Here is a 16,594-nt window from a genome sequence, read left to right as displayed (position 1 = left end):
TTATGAGCGACGATAAACAAATAATTTTTTCTATGTCTGGTGTTACAAAGACCTTTCAGTCTGCTAATACACCAGTTTTAAAAAATATATATCTAAGTTTTTTCTATGGTGCCAAAATAGGTATCCTAGGTCTTAACGGCTCTGGTAAATCAACATTGTTAAAAATTATTGCTGGTGTAGATAAAAACTACCAAGGCGATGTGGTTTTTAAACCAGGTTATACCGTTGGTTATCTTGAACAAGAGCCACAACTAGACGACGAAAAAACCGTTATGGAAGTGGTTAAGGAAGGTGCTGCAGAAATAGTAGCAATCCTTGATGAGTATAATAGTATTAACGACCAATTTGGTTTAGAAGAGGTTTACAGCAATCCAGATAAAATGGAAAAGCTTATGAACCGTCAGGCTGAGTTGCAAGATCAAATCGATGCTACAAATGCTTGGGAACTAGATACCAAATTAGAAATAGCAATGGATGCTTTACGCACACCAGAAGGTGATAAGAAAATCGCTGTATTATCTGGTGGTGAGCGTCGTAGAGTTGCGCTTTGTCGCCTTCTTCTTCAAGAACCAGATGTGCTATTGCTAGATGAACCAACTAACCATTTGGATGCAGAATCTGTTCACTGGTTAGAGCATCACTTGGCGCAATATAAAGGAACTGTGATTGCAGTAACGCACGATAGATATTTTTTAGATAATGTTGCTGGCTGGATTTTAGAACTCGATAGAGGAGAAGGTATTCCATGGAAAGGCAATTACTCATCGTGGTTAGACCAAAAATCTAAGCGTTTAGCACAAGAGAGCAAATCGGCCTCTAAACGTCAAAAAACCTTAGAGCGTGAGTTAGAATGGGTAAGGCAAGGGGCTAAAGGACGCCAAACAAAACAAAAAGCACGTCTTAAGAATTACGATAAACTCTTAAGTCAAGATCAAAAACAACTTGATGAAAAGCTAGAAATCTATATACCAAATGGTCCACGTTTAGGTACAAACGTAATTGAAGCTGTTGGAGTAAGTAAAGCATATGGTGATAAATTACTTTATGAAGATTTAAACTTCAATTTACCTCAAGCAGGTATTGTTGGTGTTATAGGGCCAAACGGTGCTGGTAAAACTACCATTTTTAGAATGATAATGGGAGAGGAAACACCTGATAAAGGCGAGTTTAAAGTAGGTGAAACTGCAAAGATTGCATATGTAGATCAAAAGCACTCTAATATTGATCCAGAAAAAACAATTTGGCAAAACTTTAGTGATGAGCAAGAGTTAATTATGATGGGTAACCGTCAGGTTAATTCAAGAGCATATTTAAGTCGTTTTAATTTCTCAGGAAGTGAACAAAATAAAAAGGTAAAATTACTTTCTGGTGGTGAGCGTAACCGCTTACATTTGGCAATGACCCTAAAAGAAGAAGGTAATGTATTGCTTTTAGATGAGCCAACTAACGATCTTGATGTTAATACATTACGAGCCCTAGAAGAAGGTTTAGAGAACTTTGCTGGTTGTGCAGTTGTCATTAGTCACGACAGATGGTTTTTAGACCGTATTTGTACACATATTTTAGCTTTTGAAGGAAATTCTCAAGTTTATTTCTTTGAGGGCGGATTCAGTGATTACGAAGAGAATAAGAAAAAGCGTCTAGGTGGAGATTTAATGCCAAAACGAATTAAATACAAAAAGCTGGTGAGGTAGATACTCACTAATAATTTTTTATACAAAAAAAGCCAGCATTTGCTGGCTTTTTGTTTATCTGTGTCTTAGTGGTTTTAATTATCACCATAAAGGTGCCCACTGGTAAAGTCTTTATAAGATTCATCTACTTCTTTAAATGCATTGGTTTCCATCAATTTTTTATTCTCTGCTTTCAACCTATACATCTTAACTATTGCAATAATGATGAAAACAAGAAATATAGAGGCCACAGCAATAAGTATCATGGTAAGCTGTGTTGTAGTCACTAATAAAGCTTTAGAAAGCAGTGTGTTAAGCATGATTTATAAATTTAGATTTGGGTTCTATGGTGCTAATATAGAAAAAAAACCTTACTCAAATGCTTAATTTTAAATAATTTACGGTCTTATTTTGAACAAAGATATCGTTAAAAAGTTCCAAAAGTACGATGAACAACAGTGTTTTCGGCTTAAATTTACCTGTCAGTAAGTTGTTAACAACTCAAAAATTTAACATTTAAATACTATTAATACCAGTCCAGTAGTTTCACTTCAATCGATTTGTTAGTGTCGTTAACAATTTTCTTGAATAAACTTACGTCACTTAACCCATCAGTTCCTCTGTAATGATATGGATAAACAGTTTTTGGTTTAAAATCTAAAACCGCATCTGCAGCACTTTCAACAGGCATAGTATAGGGTAAGTTCATACAAATAAAAGCCTTGTCAATAGCTTTTAAATTTCGCATTTCAGGAATATCTTCAGTATCGCCAGATATATAAATGCGCTCATCATTAATAGTTAATACATAACCGTTTCCTCTGCCTTTAGGATGAAACTTTAAGGCCTCTTTTCTAAGGTTGTACATTGGTATAGCTGCGATGTTAACATCATTGTGACTTAGTTTTTCATCATTGTTTAATGTAACAATGTTTTTGCTTATTGAGCTAGGTATTTTGTCAGTAACTGCTTTAGGTCCAACAACGGTCGCATTTGCTAAGTCTAATGCTTCTAAAGTAGATATACTTAGATGATCGCCATGTATGTCGGTAATTAGAACTAAGGTTGGAGGTTTTTGCCCGACAAAAGCTTTAGAGCCGCCTGTTGGATCAATATAAATAACTTCATTCTTTAACTCTAGTAAAAATGTTCCATGTATTATTGGAATTACTTTCACGCTTTCTTCAACCACATTTGTTTTGTTGTTGTTTGATAAGTCTGTGTTTTTCTTTTCGTTTTTGCAACCTAAAAATGAAATTAATAAAATCGCAAGTAGTGTATTCTTTAAATGTTTCATAGATGTTTATTTTTTTAAAGATATTCAACAATTAGCAATAACTAAAATTTGTAACATTTTTGTGACATTAACTACCTATTATTTGACGGTAAAGTTTTTATAGTCTTAAAAAATTACCGAAATTGTTATCCTAAAAATTGTTCAACTAAATAACACGATACAAGATGTCTGATGATTTTGATTTATTAGAAACCAACTCACAAGAGAAACCTGAAAAAGTAGATGTAAACTGGGGAAAAGCCATTGACCAAATGAAATCTAAATTGGCACAGGAGGATGACCCAGAAAGTCGTCAGAAAATCTTGAATGCTACGTTAGATAATGTTGTAGATATGGCTGAGAAGGACAGAACAACACTACTCGATGCTATAAAAGATTTAACAGATTATCAAGATGAAGTTGGAATTATGTTCGAAGGATTTTCGGCCTTAAATGCTGCTGAGCAAAAAATCATTGACGATGCCGTAAAACGTTTAGAACGTGCTAAAGTTGAACTTGAAGACGCTAAAGCAAAACCAGATACTTGGTGGAACAACCTTTGGGGACGTAAATCTAAAATTAAAAAAGCTGAAGACGAACTAGCCGCTGCTCAAAAACAACGTGATGGTGCAGACAATAGAGCCAAGGCGATGTTTCAAGAGCGTATCGAAACAGCAGATGTACAAACACTTCTCAATGAGTTGTCATTTAAAAGTCAGGCAGCCATTAAACGATTAAAAGACAGAGAACTTGAAATTAAAGAAGTTGAAGAAAGCTTAAAATCTGCAATTGTAGAAGCTAGTAACAACCATACCAAGGCACTTCAAAAGAAAGAAGAAGTTGAAGCTAAACTTGAAGAACAATATGCTTTACTAAAGCAAGCTAGACAAGCGTTAGAAGAAGTTGCCGACAAACAATCTCCTGAGTATTCCGAAGCTTTAGAAAAAGTCACACAACTAGAACAAAAGGTTGAGGAGCTGGAAGGTCTAAAAAATGCCTATACTACGTTAGCAGCGTCAAAAGACAGTTTTGTGCACAAGCATAACTTAACTATTAAAGTATTAACATCTTTACGCAGTAATCTACAAACGCATCGTGCTAAACTAAAATCAGACACAGATGAGCGTCTTAAATATTACGATGGTTATGTAGTAGCATTAAAGGCTCGTACAGACCAAGAGTTTGCAGCGATTTTAGAGCACTTAGGAGTTAAAACCGATGAGCATATTGGTGAAACTTTAGCGGCAATGCATACAGCAAGTGCAAAAGCGCGTCAGGAAATGATGGATAACATTCCAGTGCACGAAAAAGTAATGCAAGGTATTTATGGTAGTTATGCTGAAGCGCTTAAAGACATTAGATCTAAAGATGCTGAAATTCAGAAAAACTTTGCTGACCGTTATGGTATAGATATGAAAGAAATTTTTGACGAATACTATAGCGCAGATTCTAATGCACCTTCAGGTGATGAACAACCAGCTGGCGAACCTAAGCCAGAAGCTAATGAAGATGATTTACTTGGATAAATCTAGTCATCAGTAACAGTATTCAGTCACAGTTGTTAGTTAACTGAATACTGTTACTGTAAACTGAAAACTAAACCATGATTGTAACACCCTTAGATTCCGCAGTATTAGATTCTAAAGAGCAGTATGTGTTCTATCACAAAATGATAGATTTTACACTCAAAGAACTAATTACAGCTGTACAGGCTAAGCAAATACTTAATCAACAAGAAATATTGCTGTTTAAGCAGTACACAGATTTATTGTTGTATTCTATTGAAGCCATGCGTGTAAAGTACATGTATGACGATGAGGAAAACATGAAGGTAGATCTTACAGATTCTAGTTTTCCAAATTATTTAGAATTTAGATATCTCTTTAATGATTTAGAATTGCGTGAAGAGTTTTTAACCAAACTCACAGATATTGATATTCTAAAAGATGAATTTCTAGATACTTTAATGCGAAAGAAAGAACCGATTTCTAAACGCAAATTATTTCAAGCTGCATCTATTGTTTATTACACATCTGCCAAAAAAGAGTATATATTTAATCGTTTTGTACAAGGTAAGATTATTGCTGCACCACAAGGCTCACCTGCTGAGCATTTGGTAAGCTGGGGTTTTTATGATGTAACGCACAACAGACCTTTTGTTTGCTACATGTATTTTAATTACGATGGGAGAGATGTTAATTCATACAAAGATGAGATTTATTCTGTTTTAAAGAATACATCAGATCGTGAGATGAATTTAGACACCATGGCCTACGCTATAGACAAGCGATTACCAAAGGTATTACCAAAGCTCATAAAGCGTATTGATTTAGGTCCAATTCATAATGTGTTTGCAAAAGATGAAAACGAAATAACTCACGCCATTTTGCAAGGTATTGCTAAGAAAGATATACCCTTAGAATCATTTGTAGTTTCATTTAAAGTAGATGAACTTGTCTCTAAAAGTGAATTTAAGGAAGGTAGTTTTTTTAGCAAGCAAACCTTTCAGAAGTGGGCAAGTCCGTTTAGACAGCGTTATGTTTTTGCACCACATCGCATCATACAATTACTATATAACAAAACACCAGAAATTATGAATAAGTTGGCAATTCCGCCAGTTCAGGTTTCTGATTTAAAAATTAAAAAATAAATAAGTAAATAGTCTACAGTCTGCAGTCTGCAGAAGGCAGTAGGAATAAATGAAGATAAAAAATGTCTTTTAAAACTTTACTAGCATATCAAAAAGGATTTGATTTGGCAATGGAAATTTTCCATTTAGCTAAGAGTTTTCCAAAAATTGAAATGTTTGGATTAACCTCTCAAATAATTAGGTCTAGTAGGTCTGTATGCTCTAATATTTCTGAAGGTTATCGTAAACGTCAATATGAAAAGCATTTTAAAAGTAAAATGTCTGATGCTGATAGTGAAAATTCCGAAACTCAATTATGGCTGGAATTTGCTTTAGCTTGCGCTTACATTGAAAAGAATAAGTATAACGAGCTAATGAACAAAAGTCAAGAAGTTGGAAAACTGATTAATTATATGATGAACAATCCTAGTAAATTTGGATTATAAAAACTAAAAAATAAGTCACGATGTCTAAAACTGCCTACTGAAGACTGTCTACTGAAGACTGCCTACTGAAAATTGCCTACTGAAAACTATAACCATGCAACACAACTCAACTTTTCCTATAAAACAAAATGAACTCAATATGCTTCGAGACGAAGCAACGTCTTACCTAAAGTCTATTCAGTGGGAGCAAAGTCAGCGCGCCAAAAATAGAGATAATGATGGTAAGGACGAATCCATTTTGTTGTATCTATCACGAGCTAATAATGGCAGTAATGTGTCTGTAACCTCAGTTTCTAAAACTATTTTAGCTTTAAAAAAGAAATTATTACCAGAGTCGGTTGCAATTCCGTTGTTTCTTAATCAAACATTATTTGCTGTACAAGAAGGCATTACACTTGGTATTTGGATTAAAGATAGTTACTATGATGCCTCGGGATTATCGACGTTAAGTGAAAACAAATCGGCTTTAGATAACTCCGGAAAGCGTGAGTACGAAAGCAAAATGCTTACAGCAACAGCCTTTATGCTATTTGCTACTGCCTATAAAATTCTAAACGATTTAAAACCACATGCATCCGACGATTTATCGGTAATGAAACAGAAGTTTGCAGGCATCCCTGAAGTGTCGTTTTTATCGCCTTTAAAAGGAATTTCGTGTCAATTATTCTACTATGATAAGTACTTAGGACATCCAGACATTATCAAAACCGACAAAGATGTTATTGATTTTACGGTGGTTTATTTTGAAGCCCTTATTGATGAAATTCAACTCAGAAAAAGCACATTAGAATATACTGATACGATTGAAGACCGTTCGTATAAGCTAGAAAACTCAGACTTTGTAATTGATGGCTGGAACAATGTTTTTGCAGGAACAGCTGTAAGTGTAGAGTTTAATAAAATTCAGTTTGAACAAATTGTAGGCAACAAAGATGCTAAGCACTTTGCCAGAAGATTAACAGAACGATTATTAAGCTACGATTTTGAAGCAAAAAAGAATCCATTTCAAGAGCTAGGTGGTTTTATGCCAGTATTTATGGGTTATGGAATTCCAGGTACAGGAAAAAGTATGCTCATCGCTGCTATTGCAACACGATTAAAAGAGCATAGCGAAAACTTAAATATTCCATTTTTATTTCATCCAATGCCAGATACGTTGATTTCAACATTTCAAGGTGGTTCTGCAGAGAAAATGGTGGAGTGGATGAAACCTTTGCAAGACCCAACACGTCTCATTTTTGCACCAATAGATGATGCAGAGAATAACCTACAAGAGCGTACAACGCAAGGTGTGTCCGCTGGTGTTAAGGAAGTGATTGGTGTATTTTTAAGATATACCGAAGGTGCTTATGCAGTTAATTATGGTAACAGCTCAATAGGTTTATTTACCAACTTACCAGAAATGCTGGATAAGGCTGTGATTTCGCGTGTACAAGGTCGTTTTAAAATTGATGGAGCACGTAATGAAAAGGACTTTGTAGATCAGGATTATCTCTGGTGGAAAAAGCTCGAAGATACCATGCCAGATTTCATAAACATGAGCAATCCTAACGATTATAAGTATCTCGATGCACAAAAAGTAGCTAAAAATTTAGGCGACATCTTAGAAAAAATAGATAAGCCAACCGAAGAGCGTGTGTCGGATACGTTCGATAAAGTATCGAGCAAATACAAAGACAATGAGCATATGTTCTATGCGCATTTATATACAGAAATACAGAAGATATTTCCATTTTTCTCTTCGCGTGATGTGCGAAACATTCAAAAAGCCGTGTCGTTACGTTTAACGGATTTCGATTTAGAAGAGGATTGGTTCAACAATCCTGAAGTGTATTTCAAAAAAGATTACGACACCAAGTTTGGTATGCTTCAAGAACTGATGCGAGCCAATATGAAAGGTCTCGATTTTAGCGACATTAGGCGACAAGAAGTGGTACGTTATTTAGATAATGTAGCAACGATTGCAGATACCGACTTTAAACGTAAAGTTGATGCCAGAATCAATCAGTTAAACATCGAAACGGAAGCTAGAGAGCGTTTTGGAAAACAAGAATAATTTTTGAAAAAAGCTTGGTACATATTTAAAGAATACTATTTGTTTTCATTTGTCTTTTTACTGATTTTAATTTCTATTATTTCAATTTCAGCTAAGACAGAGGAAGAGTATCTATCCATAAAATATATAAGCTTATTCTTCGTATTAGGAGTTTTATTTTTTTCAACTAAAGATTATATTATTGAGGAGTATTATAAACCTTTTTGGATAAAGAAAAAGATTAACTCTAGTCCTTTTAGTAACTTCAGAAGAAAAGGGTTTATTATGAAAGATAGTGAACTGGTAGGTAACATTAGAGGTTATATAATCTGTGTTGGTATAGAGTGGAGTAAATTTGATAAGAGGCCTAATTTTTACTTTAGAGTTTTGTTTAACCCAATGTCTTATGGTAGATTGATTAGAAAAGATGAATATGAAGTATTTAATAACTCTTTGAAGAGAGAAAAAGCTACATTTTTCATTGATTCCATATACAAATTATATGAGAAAAAAATATTTTCAAAGCATAAGTATAATCATATGCGAGATGATATTTTGAAAGCTATTGATTTTTCAAAATCAAGAAAATTATTGCCTATTTCTATGAGTGAATGGAAGGAATATAGCCTTAAGGTGTCAAAACAAGAAGAAACTTTTGTTTATGACTAAAAAACGCATCAAAAACATCAACCGAACCATTCTTTCAGATAAGTTTTTTACCTTATCTCAGGTAAAATTCAATTATCAGTTAAAAGACGGAGATTGGGTTGAAAACAAATGGGAAGTTTTAGAACGTGGTAATGCAGTAGCAGCCTTGCTGTACAATACGGAAAAGCAAACCGTTATTTTGGTTAAGCAATTTCGTTTACCAGCTTATATGAATGGCGTAGAAGGTGGTTTTTTATTAGAAGTACCAGCTGGAATGCTAGAAAAGGATGATTCTTCTACAGAAGAAGCCATAAGAAGAGAGTTGCTTGAAGAAACAGGATATAACATCCCAAAACTAACAGAGATTTATAGTGCGTTTGCCACACCAGGATGTAGTACAGAACGATTTTCGTGTTTTGTTGGTGAATATACTGATAAAATGAAAACCAATGACGGAGGAGGTTTAGATACCGAAAATGAAGACATAGAAATTTTAGAAATACCATTTACAAAAGCCATTGCGATGATGGTAAATGGAGATATAATCGATGCAAAAACGATTTTGTTATTGCAACATGTGCAGATAAAAAAACTATTACAACAATAATCGATTAAAAGTCCTTTTCTCTGGAAAGGATTTAGGATAGGCTTTTATGAACAAACTAAAACAAGCAAACCTATACAGAAGCGAACTTATACCAGTAAGTGGTAAACTGGTAGAGCGCTATAATAAATGTTTAAAAACACTTGGTTTTAAAGAAACCAAACTCACTTCCTTTTCTATAGATGGTGTTGGCTGGAGTCCAGAAGTAGCAGAAGAAAAGAAGGATGTACATTACCTAAATCATGGTGATGCCAATCCGCATGGTATCATTATTTCACCTTTACAAAAAGGAAAACCAGTGTATTTACCGTTTCATTCTTTTGATAGAGATATGATGCAACATATCTTTAGAACACATGGAAGCAAAATAAACGATATCACCAGAGATTCAGCGATTTGCATCGATTTTGATCAGGATATAGATGTATTTTATGAGCCTTTAGACATTTTAAAATACGACGATGTAAGTATTAGCTTTAGACTTATAGATAACCTAGAAGAGCGACAAAAAGAACAACTTCGACTGGTAGACAAGTTTAGAACAGGTAATAACTTTATTGATGAAGACATTCATAACGCATTACTAGAATCTGCAAAAACTTACGGAGATCTACGAAGTAGAGATTTAAACCTTCATGCGTTACATTATACCACAGGTTCATTTTATACACGTGCCTTTGGTGGTGTGTACTTGTTGCGAGATTTTATTCAAACCATTTTGGTTTTCGAAAATGAGGATTCCTATAAAGAAGCTATTAAAGATACCATTCACGATGTGTTGATTTATCATATCAGTCAGCCAGAATTGGTCGATAAGCTGAAAAGTCATATCATCATTGAGTGCGATTTAGAATACATGGTAAAAACACCTAATTACGATCGTATTAAAAAGTTTGAATTATTCAGTAAACTTAAAGACACTGAACATGCAATAAAAGAGATTTTAGATAGTAAAGCGCTTTTTAAAAGCTACTTAAATAAAATCGATATAGCAGCTCGAAAACAAGTGATGGGAGTTGAGTTGTATTTAGAAAAATTAGAACGCAGCAACGCTTATAAAATTGAAGATATGGTAGATCAGTCCATGTATTTTGCACTACATCAGCCACATTCGTCATTGTCGGCAGAGCATCGCGATTTAATTCATAAATTATTGGTAAATATTTCACCAAAAGATATTCTGTTTTTGTACTGGTACGATAAAGAGCAGTTTTACAAAAATTATGAGACTTGGGATGCATCCTTTCAGGATTGGGTGATTGAGACGATTAGTAACAATATATAGATGGAAGTTGGAAGCTTGAAGCAGGAAGTACGGAGTTAAAAGCTTGAAGTAACAATTTTACATATAAATAGACTAATAGCATGAAGTTTAAATTTGAAAGCTTATTAATTTGGCAAAAGGCAATGGACTTAGGTGATAATATGGATAAGCTTACAGAGTTGTTTCCTGAAAAAGAAATTTATAATTTATCATCTCAAATACGAAGAGCTTCAGATTCAGTAGCACTGAATATTTCTGAAGGTTCAATATTGCAATCTGGTGCTGAATTCAGAAAGTTTTTAGGATATTCAATTCGTTCAATTGCAGAAGTCGTAACTTGTTTGCATAAAGCAAAACGAAGAAGTTATATTAGTCAAGAAGTTTTTGACGGTTTTTACAAAGATTGTTTTGATTTAATGAATATGACGATTGCTTTTAGAAATAAAGTGAAATAATATAATATAGCATAAAGATAGAGCTTCAATCTTCTAACTTCTTGCTTCAAACTAAATTATAACATGGGACTAGGAATAGACATCATCATTTTCGTTTCAGCTATTTTATTTGGCATTTTTCTGTATTGGAGAGAGTCTAACGGAAATGGTGCGTACCGTTTTATTAATAAAATAATGAACAGCAAAGAGTTACAAATGAGTGCAGATAATCCAAAAGGATTTATTTACAAGCAACCATTTATTCCAAGATTACTATTTGTAGTCATTACGATGTTAGTGGTAGGATTGATATTACAGTTTTTAACACCAATCGAAATCTTTTCAAATTACTTTGCATTATCTGGTTTTGCAACCTTCGCAACAGGAACCTTAATAGGAACGTACCTTGCTAATTTTGTAATTAAAACCACAGAGGTTGTTGAAGAAAAAAGTGATTCTTTGAGTGATTTTGTTGATGAAGCGGTGGAAAAAGGCAAAGATCTTATTGAAGATTTAAAAAACAAGGATAATAAAGCAGTAGAAGAGGCAAAAAAAGAAATAGCAAAAGTGCCTGAGCCTAAAGCAGAACAAAAATCTGCACGTGACCGACTGAAGGATAAGGGTCTTATGTAAAAAAGGATGTCATCCTGAACTTGTTTCAGGATCCCATTATTAAGAAGATTAAGTAAGAAACAAAAAAGATTCTGAAACAAGTTCAGAATCACAAAAACGTATCATGATAAAAAGCTATTGGAATAAAGGCTCAAAACAAAAGCGAATTACTATATTTTTAGGGTTATTACTGTTAATTCTATTGTTCTTTTTTAGAGACGATTACCAACCCGCTTTATTATTCTTTAGAAAGTACATTTTTGTAATTCTACTGAGTGTCATTATCTTGATTTTGGGATTAAGAAAGTTCAGAAAAACAGCAAGCTCTGGTGGTCGATTAGGAATCTTGGGTATTTTAATTGTGTTTTTTGGGTTACTTTATTTCTTAGGCTGGAATCAAGGTTTGTACGATTATATGAAGACGTACAATGTATTCAACAGTCTTAATAAAGTTGAAATTGACGAGTTGCCATTAACACAAAACGAACGTATTCAACCATTGCGAAACATATTCTCAATGGCCAACGAAAGTGTTGGTGAAACCAAAGATGTTTCACTACCACACTTGGTAAGGATTGGTACAGAGAATAAATGGACCATGGCCATTCAACCTAGTGAAAAGTACATTATGCAACGCATTAGCGATAATACGGAAGAGGTTTTTTCTGTAAGCAGCACAACACCTTTTCCAAGGTTTTCTAACGAAAATAGAATAGATGTTACCTTCTCAATAGGCGAATCTTTAAAATTTAGTAGAAACACTTACAATGCGGTTGTACAGCGTTTTAACCCTTGGATGTTATTCAACTATGAACCAAGCGATACGTTTTACATGAAAAATGATGAAGGTGCTTGGGTGCAAGTAGTCAGTTTAATAAAGTGGAAAGGCTTCTTCTTTCCATATCCAACCTTTGGTGGTGTAATGATTATAGAAAGTGGTGAGCACGATTTTAACGATTATCTAGAGCGTGTAGCCATAGGTAAAGGTACATTTGTGAGTCCGGACGAAATAAAAAATTACAAGTTTTTACAAAAGCAAAATACTTTAGCAGAAAGTGTATCACAGTTACAAGCGGAGTCTTTAAAGTTTTTAGGAGGCTTTAGCGACCCATTACCTTGGAATATGGAAACTGCAGTTAAAATTCCACTAATGCCAAAGGATCAAAACCAACAACCTTATGTAACAGATTTTGATTTTGCAGGAAGTAACTCAGATGCTTATAGTGGCTTATACCATTGGTTTGGTTTAGAACCAGTAGGTGAGGAGCGTACCAGTTTAAGCTATAGTGTGTTTGTGCCAGCAGATGGTACAGACAAATTATATTATTACGACCATGCCACTAAAAAGCAAGGGTATGCTGGTGTTTCTGCAATGCCATTAAAAGTAAAAGAATCACGCAAAGAATACGATTGGAATGCGAGTACACCAGTTGAATTTAGACCATATATAAAAGATATTGCAGGTAGAAAACGCATGTTCTTTTTAGGAACAATTTCATCCATAAGTGATACAAACTCGCAACAATTTGATGGTTCTGCAACACCAGATTTAGTATTGATAGATAGTGAATATCGAGACGTGATTTGGATCGATGTAAAGCATCCTAGTACTTGGGACGAAACAGTATATAATCAATTAAATGAAGCCTGGAGATCTAGCGAAGGTATTGGCTATTTCTATCAAGAGCAACCAAAAGATGAAGATGTAATGCAAATGCAGATAGACTCATTAAAAACCATTCCGCAGGTTAATGAAAATTCTGAAATGATAGATGCCTTACAACGTCAAATAGATTCTTTGAAGGCCTTAGATAATTAAATAAAATTTCACAGATAAAATAAACCTATGAGTTCAAAATTCTACGATTTTAAAAATTTAAAAGGAGATTTAACAGGTGGCTTAGTTGCTGGTGTTGTAGCCTTGCCATTAGCCTTGGCATTTGGTGTGCAATCTGGTTTAGGCGCCATTGCAGGTCTTTATGGTGCTATTGCTGTTGGTATTTTTGCTGCCATTTTTGGCGGTACAGCAACACAAGCCAGTGGGCCAACAGGACCAATGACTGTTGTATCTGCTGCATTGGTTGCAGCAGCTATTGAAATCACAGGAAGTCTTGAAGCTGCCATGCCAATAGTAATATTGACATTTTTATTGGGTGGCATTCTTCAAATTGTATTTGGATTAATAAACATTGCAGGTTATGTAAAGTACTTTCCGTACCCTGTAGTTTCTGGATTTATGAGTGGTGTAGGGCTTATTATTATCATTCTTCAAATTTTCCCATTCGTAGGCTTGGATTCAGAAAAATCAACTTGGTTGGTGATGCAAGATTTACCACGATTATTTTCAGAGTTTAATTGGCAAGCTATGACTTTAGGTATATTTACGGTCGTTGTTTATTTGGTATTTCCATATATAACCAAGGCCATTCCGAGTGCTTTAGTAGCGTTAGTTCTAGCATCTGTTGCAAGCTATTTCTTAAATTGGAATGTTCCAATCATAGGCGACATACCATCAGGTTTACCTTCGCTAAAATTAGATGGTATTTTTTCTGTAGATTCAAGCACTTATATCCTCATAGGTGAATATGCTACAGTATTGGCTGTTTTAGGATCTATTGACTCTTTATTAACTTCAGTAATTGCAGATAATATGACCAAAACCAAACATAATAGTAATAGAGAATTAATTGGTCAAGGAATAGGAAACTCTATTGCAGCAATTTTTGGTGGAATTCCAGGCGCAGGTGCAACAAAAGGAACAGTAATTAATATCAATTCTGGTGGACGCACGAGAGTTTCTGGCGCAATACATGGCTTGTTTTTATTAGCTGTTTTATTAGGTTTGGGTAAGCTGGCAGCTTATATACCACTGTCTGTTCTAGCAGGTTTGTTAATTCCTATAGCCTTTAAGATTATTGATGTTAAAGGTTTAAAGCACTTGTTAGTGGTGCCTCGAGCAGATGCGTTTGTTCTCGTTGTGGTGCTATTAGTAACCACATTTGGAAGCCTTATACAAGCTGTAGGTATGGGACTGCTTTTAGCTTGTTTGCTGTTTATGAAACGAGCAGGTGACATTAGTGAAGAGGGTATGGAAGTTGGTACCATTGCTGGTTTTGATGGTGAAAAACCTTGGCAAGACGAAGTCGAATTCTACGAAGAATACAAAGACAAAGTTTATATAAAGCATCTTTATGGCCCTTTATTTTTTGGATTTACATCTCACTTTCAAGATGAAATAAAGAAAATACCAGAGGAAATAAAAGCATTAATTATACGTATGGATCGTGTACCATACATAGATCAGTCTGGGCTGTATGCTTTGGAAAATGCCGTTTTGGATTTAGAACAAAGAGGTGTACAAGTCTTATTAACCGCTATCCAAGAGCAGCCAAAAGATAAATTAGTCTCTATAGACATAGTACCAGATTTAATTTCAGAAGAACATATTTTTGGAAACATTAGTGGTGCATTCGATTATTTGGAATCGCATTTTAAACTTTAAAATTCTAATAACATCTTTATATCCGAACGTGCATAAGGGCTATTAGATTCTAATTTTAGTTCTTTAAATCCGTATTTTCTATAAAGGTAAATGGCATTTTCTAACTTGGTGTTAGAGTAGAGTAGTAGTGCTTTTAGGTTTTGCTGTTTGGCAAAATCGATACAATGTTGTAAAAGTCTTTGCCCTATTTTATAGCCACGCATTTCTGGTAGCACTGCCATTTTTGTCAATTCTAAAATATTAGATTCATCTGTTGGCATCAATGCTACAGTGCCAACAACAGTTTCGTCTTTTAAAGCAAAGAAAATGTAACCACCCTTATTAATAATATATTGTTCTGGTTTACTAAGGACTTCTTCATCAAAAGGCTCTACATAAAAAAAGGTTTTTAACCATTCAATATTAAGGTCATAAAAGTGATTTGCGTGGTGTGAATTATAATCTACAATTTTAACGTCCATTAGCTCTAATAAAATCAGTAATTAAATACGTAATGAGTTTCCCTACTTTAGTTTCAGTTTTTTTGGTTGGTGCTGCTTCACAAATGTGTAAATAACTTGCGTTGTCATGCTTTGCAAAATAGTTTATAAATTGTCTAGCTTGTTTGGTACTAAATCCGCTTGGAGTAACAGCGCTACTAGGAATATTTTCTATGGCATCACAATCTATTTCAATACCAAAAGGTTTAGAAGCGATGTGATTTAGACCTTTTTCTAATTCAGCATTAAAGTCTAACTCGTTTCTAACTTCTAATGCTTCGTATGTGTTATATTTAATGGTTTTAACCTTTTTAAGTGTTTTAAAAAGCTTGTCAGACGTGTAATTTTCATGCAAACCAAAAATGAAGTAGTTTTTTAAGAAGCCTTCTGCATAGGCATAACTGAACCCATTTCCACTATGTCGTCCTTCTTCTGCTCTAAAATCTGTATGTGCATCAAAGTTGATAACATTTACGCTTTCGTTTTTAGCTAATGATAACCCTTTAATATTTCCGTAAGCGTTATTGTGTCCACCACCTATTATTATTGGTGTCTTTCCTGCTTTTATGATTGTAGAAACTAAATATGTCACATCTTTATCAATCTCTTCAACAAAATCTCTAGCTTTAGCAATATTCTTTTTTGATGGTTTTTCTTGCACCATTTTTCTTGCTTCACCATAATCAAGATGACCTAAAATCAAAACACGTTTAGGGTTTGTAAAGCTGTTATTTTGAATATTTAACAAAACTTTTATTACAGCTTGCCAGGCAGTGTAAGTGCCTGTTTGTCCGTAATTTGCATAAACACCAATATCTTCAGAAACACCAAAAATAACATAGTCAACATCTAAATCGACAATGTCATCGTATATGTTAGTGAGGTTAGATATTAATTGAATATGTTCTCCAAATTTTGATTCTCCTTTACGAAGCTTTAAAAGTGTATCGCGATCTTTTGAAGTAAATAATACGAGATTATGCATTTGGATG

16 protein-coding genes are annotated in these 16,594 nt (G+C 34.2%); 12 read left to right on the top strand and 4 right to left on the bottom strand.

The genetic code is table 11. The features are described from left to right. Positions 1 to 2 precede the first annotated feature (2 nt). A complete protein-coding gene (gene ettA, locus FC091_RS06395; protein WP_138433455.1) occupies positions 3 to 1,694 on the top strand; it encodes an energy-dependent translational throttle protein EttA in 1,692 nt (563 codons plus the stop codon). A gap of 74 nt (positions 1,695 to 1,768) precedes the next feature. On the opposite strand, the gene FC091_RS06390 is transcribed toward ettA, so the two are convergent. Together FC091_RS06390 and FC091_RS06385 are read right to left on the bottom strand one after the other, a co-directional pair. Next, entirely contained in the window at positions 1,769 to 1,993 is a 225-nt protein-coding gene (locus tag FC091_RS06390) for a hypothetical protein (RefSeq protein ID WP_138433454.1), read from the bottom strand. 206 nt (positions 1,994 to 2,199) lie between these two features. Continuing rightward, the gene (locus FC091_RS06385) at positions 2,200 to 2,970 is read right to left on the bottom strand and encodes an MBL fold metallo-hydrolase (protein ID WP_138433453.1); all 771 of its coding nucleotides are present in this window, start codon (positions 2,968 to 2,970) and stop codon (positions 2,200 to 2,202) included. 164 nt (positions 2,971 to 3,134) lie between these two features. On the opposite strand from FC091_RS06385, the gene FC091_RS06380 reads away from it, so the two are divergent. From FC091_RS06380 to FC091_RS06330, 11 genes are all read left to right on the top strand, one after another. After that, the gene (locus FC091_RS06380) at positions 3,135 to 4,475 is read left to right on the top strand and encodes a microtubule-binding protein (protein WP_138433452.1); all 1,341 of its coding nucleotides are present in this window, start codon (positions 3,135 to 3,137) and stop codon (positions 4,473 to 4,475) included. 77 nt (positions 4,476 to 4,552) lie between these two features. Then, positions 4,553 to 5,599 (top strand): hypothetical protein, encoded by a 1,047-nt coding sequence (locus tag FC091_RS06375; protein ID WP_138433451.1) that lies wholly within the window; start codon positions 4,553 to 4,555, stop codon positions 5,597 to 5,599. A gap of 62 nt (positions 5,600 to 5,661) precedes the next feature. Next, the gene (locus FC091_RS06370; protein ID WP_138433450.1) at positions 5,662 to 6,024 is read left to right on the top strand and encodes a four helix bundle protein; all 363 of its coding nucleotides are present in this window, start codon (positions 5,662 to 5,664) and stop codon (positions 6,022 to 6,024) included. Positions 6,025 to 6,118: 94 nt separating this feature from the next. Beyond that, positions 6,119 to 8,080, top strand: a complete 1,962-nt coding sequence (locus FC091_RS06365; RefSeq protein WP_138433449.1) for an AAA family ATPase — start codon at positions 6,119 to 6,121, stop codon at positions 8,078 to 8,080. A gap of 3 nt (positions 8,081 to 8,083) precedes the next feature. Next, positions 8,084 to 8,728, top strand: coding sequence for a hypothetical protein (locus FC091_RS06360; RefSeq protein ID WP_138433448.1), 645 nt, complete (start codon positions 8,084 to 8,086; stop codon positions 8,726 to 8,728). Then, positions 8,721 to 9,314 (top strand): NUDIX domain-containing protein, encoded by a 594-nt coding sequence (locus FC091_RS06355; RefSeq protein ID WP_138433447.1) that lies wholly within the window; start codon positions 8,721 to 8,723, stop codon positions 9,312 to 9,314. Before FC091_RS06360 ends, FC091_RS06355 begins: the two co-directional genes overlap by 8 nt. Positions 9,315 to 9,360: 46 nt before the next feature. Further along, positions 9,361 to 10,596, top strand: a complete 1,236-nt coding sequence (locus FC091_RS06350; RefSeq protein WP_138433446.1) for a DUF6638 family protein — start codon at positions 9,361 to 9,363, stop codon at positions 10,594 to 10,596. 80 nt (positions 10,597 to 10,676) lie between these two features. Further along, entirely contained in the window at positions 10,677 to 11,030 is a 354-nt protein-coding gene (locus tag FC091_RS06345; RefSeq protein ID WP_138433445.1) for a four helix bundle protein, read from the top strand. A 63-nt stretch (positions 11,031 to 11,093) separates the two neighbouring features. After that, positions 11,094 to 11,642, top strand: a complete 549-nt coding sequence (locus FC091_RS06340; RefSeq protein ID WP_138433444.1) for a hypothetical protein — start codon at positions 11,094 to 11,096, stop codon at positions 11,640 to 11,642. Between the two features lie 103 nt (positions 11,643 to 11,745). After that, a complete protein-coding gene (locus FC091_RS06335; RefSeq protein WP_138433443.1) occupies positions 11,746 to 13,440 on the top strand; it encodes a hypothetical protein in 1,695 nt (564 codons plus the stop codon). Between the two features lie 27 nt (positions 13,441 to 13,467). Beyond that, a complete protein-coding gene (locus FC091_RS06330; RefSeq protein ID WP_138433442.1) occupies positions 13,468 to 15,123 on the top strand; it encodes a SulP family inorganic anion transporter in 1,656 nt (551 codons plus the stop codon). Here FC091_RS06330 and FC091_RS06325 read toward each other — a convergent pair. Next, positions 15,120 to 15,584 (bottom strand): GNAT family N-acetyltransferase, encoded by a 465-nt coding sequence (locus FC091_RS06325; RefSeq protein ID WP_138433441.1) that lies wholly within the window; start codon positions 15,582 to 15,584, stop codon positions 15,120 to 15,122. The two genes, FC091_RS06330 and FC091_RS06325, sit on opposite strands and share 4 nt — an antisense overlap. Next, positions 15,574 to 16,587, bottom strand: coding sequence for a formimidoylglutamase (locus FC091_RS06320; protein ID WP_138433440.1), 1,014 nt, complete (start codon positions 16,585 to 16,587; stop codon positions 15,574 to 15,576). Before FC091_RS06320 ends, FC091_RS06325 begins: the two co-directional genes overlap by 11 nt. Positions 16,588 to 16,594: the final 7 nt, after the last annotated feature.

The organism is Winogradskyella algicola (assembly GCF_005869935.1).
Lineage (GTDB): Bacteria > Bacteroidota > Bacteroidia > Flavobacteriales > Flavobacteriaceae > Winogradskyella > Winogradskyella algicola.
Note: the sequence above shows the minus strand (reverse complement) of the source record. Positions and strands in the feature narration are given on the sequence as shown.

Coding starts and splice junctions, on each gene's coding strand:
- ettA (WP_138433455.1), top strand. CDS start 3: ATGAGCGACGATAAACAAATAATTTTTTCTATGTCTGGTGTTACAAAG.
- FC091_RS06390 (WP_138433454.1), bottom strand. CDS start 1,993: ATGCTTAACACACTGCTTTCTAAAGCTTTATTAGTGACTACAACACAG.
- FC091_RS06385 (WP_138433453.1), bottom strand. CDS start 2,970: ATGAAACATTTAAAGAATACACTACTTGCGATTTTATTAATTTCATTT.
- FC091_RS06380 (WP_138433452.1), top strand. CDS start 3,135: ATGTCTGATGATTTTGATTTATTAGAAACCAACTCACAAGAGAAACCT.
- FC091_RS06375 (WP_138433451.1), top strand. CDS start 4,553: ATGATTGTAACACCCTTAGATTCCGCAGTATTAGATTCTAAAGAGCAG.
- FC091_RS06370 (WP_138433450.1), top strand. CDS start 5,662: ATGTCTTTTAAAACTTTACTAGCATATCAAAAAGGATTTGATTTGGCA.
- FC091_RS06365 (WP_138433449.1), top strand. CDS start 6,119: ATGCAACACAACTCAACTTTTCCTATAAAACAAAATGAACTCAATATG.
- FC091_RS06355 (WP_138433447.1), top strand. CDS start 8,721: ATGACTAAAAAACGCATCAAAAACATCAACCGAACCATTCTTTCAGAT.
- FC091_RS06350 (WP_138433446.1), top strand. CDS start 9,361: ATGAACAAACTAAAACAAGCAAACCTATACAGAAGCGAACTTATACCA.
- FC091_RS06345 (WP_138433445.1), top strand. CDS start 10,677: ATGAAGTTTAAATTTGAAAGCTTATTAATTTGGCAAAAGGCAATGGAC.
- FC091_RS06340 (WP_138433444.1), top strand. CDS start 11,094: ATGGGACTAGGAATAGACATCATCATTTTCGTTTCAGCTATTTTATTT.
- FC091_RS06335 (WP_138433443.1), top strand. CDS start 11,746: ATGATAAAAAGCTATTGGAATAAAGGCTCAAAACAAAAGCGAATTACT.
- FC091_RS06330 (WP_138433442.1), top strand. CDS start 13,468: ATGAGTTCAAAATTCTACGATTTTAAAAATTTAAAAGGAGATTTAACA.
- FC091_RS06325 (WP_138433441.1), bottom strand. CDS start 15,584: ATGGACGTTAAAATTGTAGATTATAATTCACACCACGCAAATCACTTT.
- FC091_RS06320 (WP_138433440.1), bottom strand. CDS start 16,587: ATGCATAATCTCGTATTATTTACTTCAAAAGATCGCGATACACTTTTA.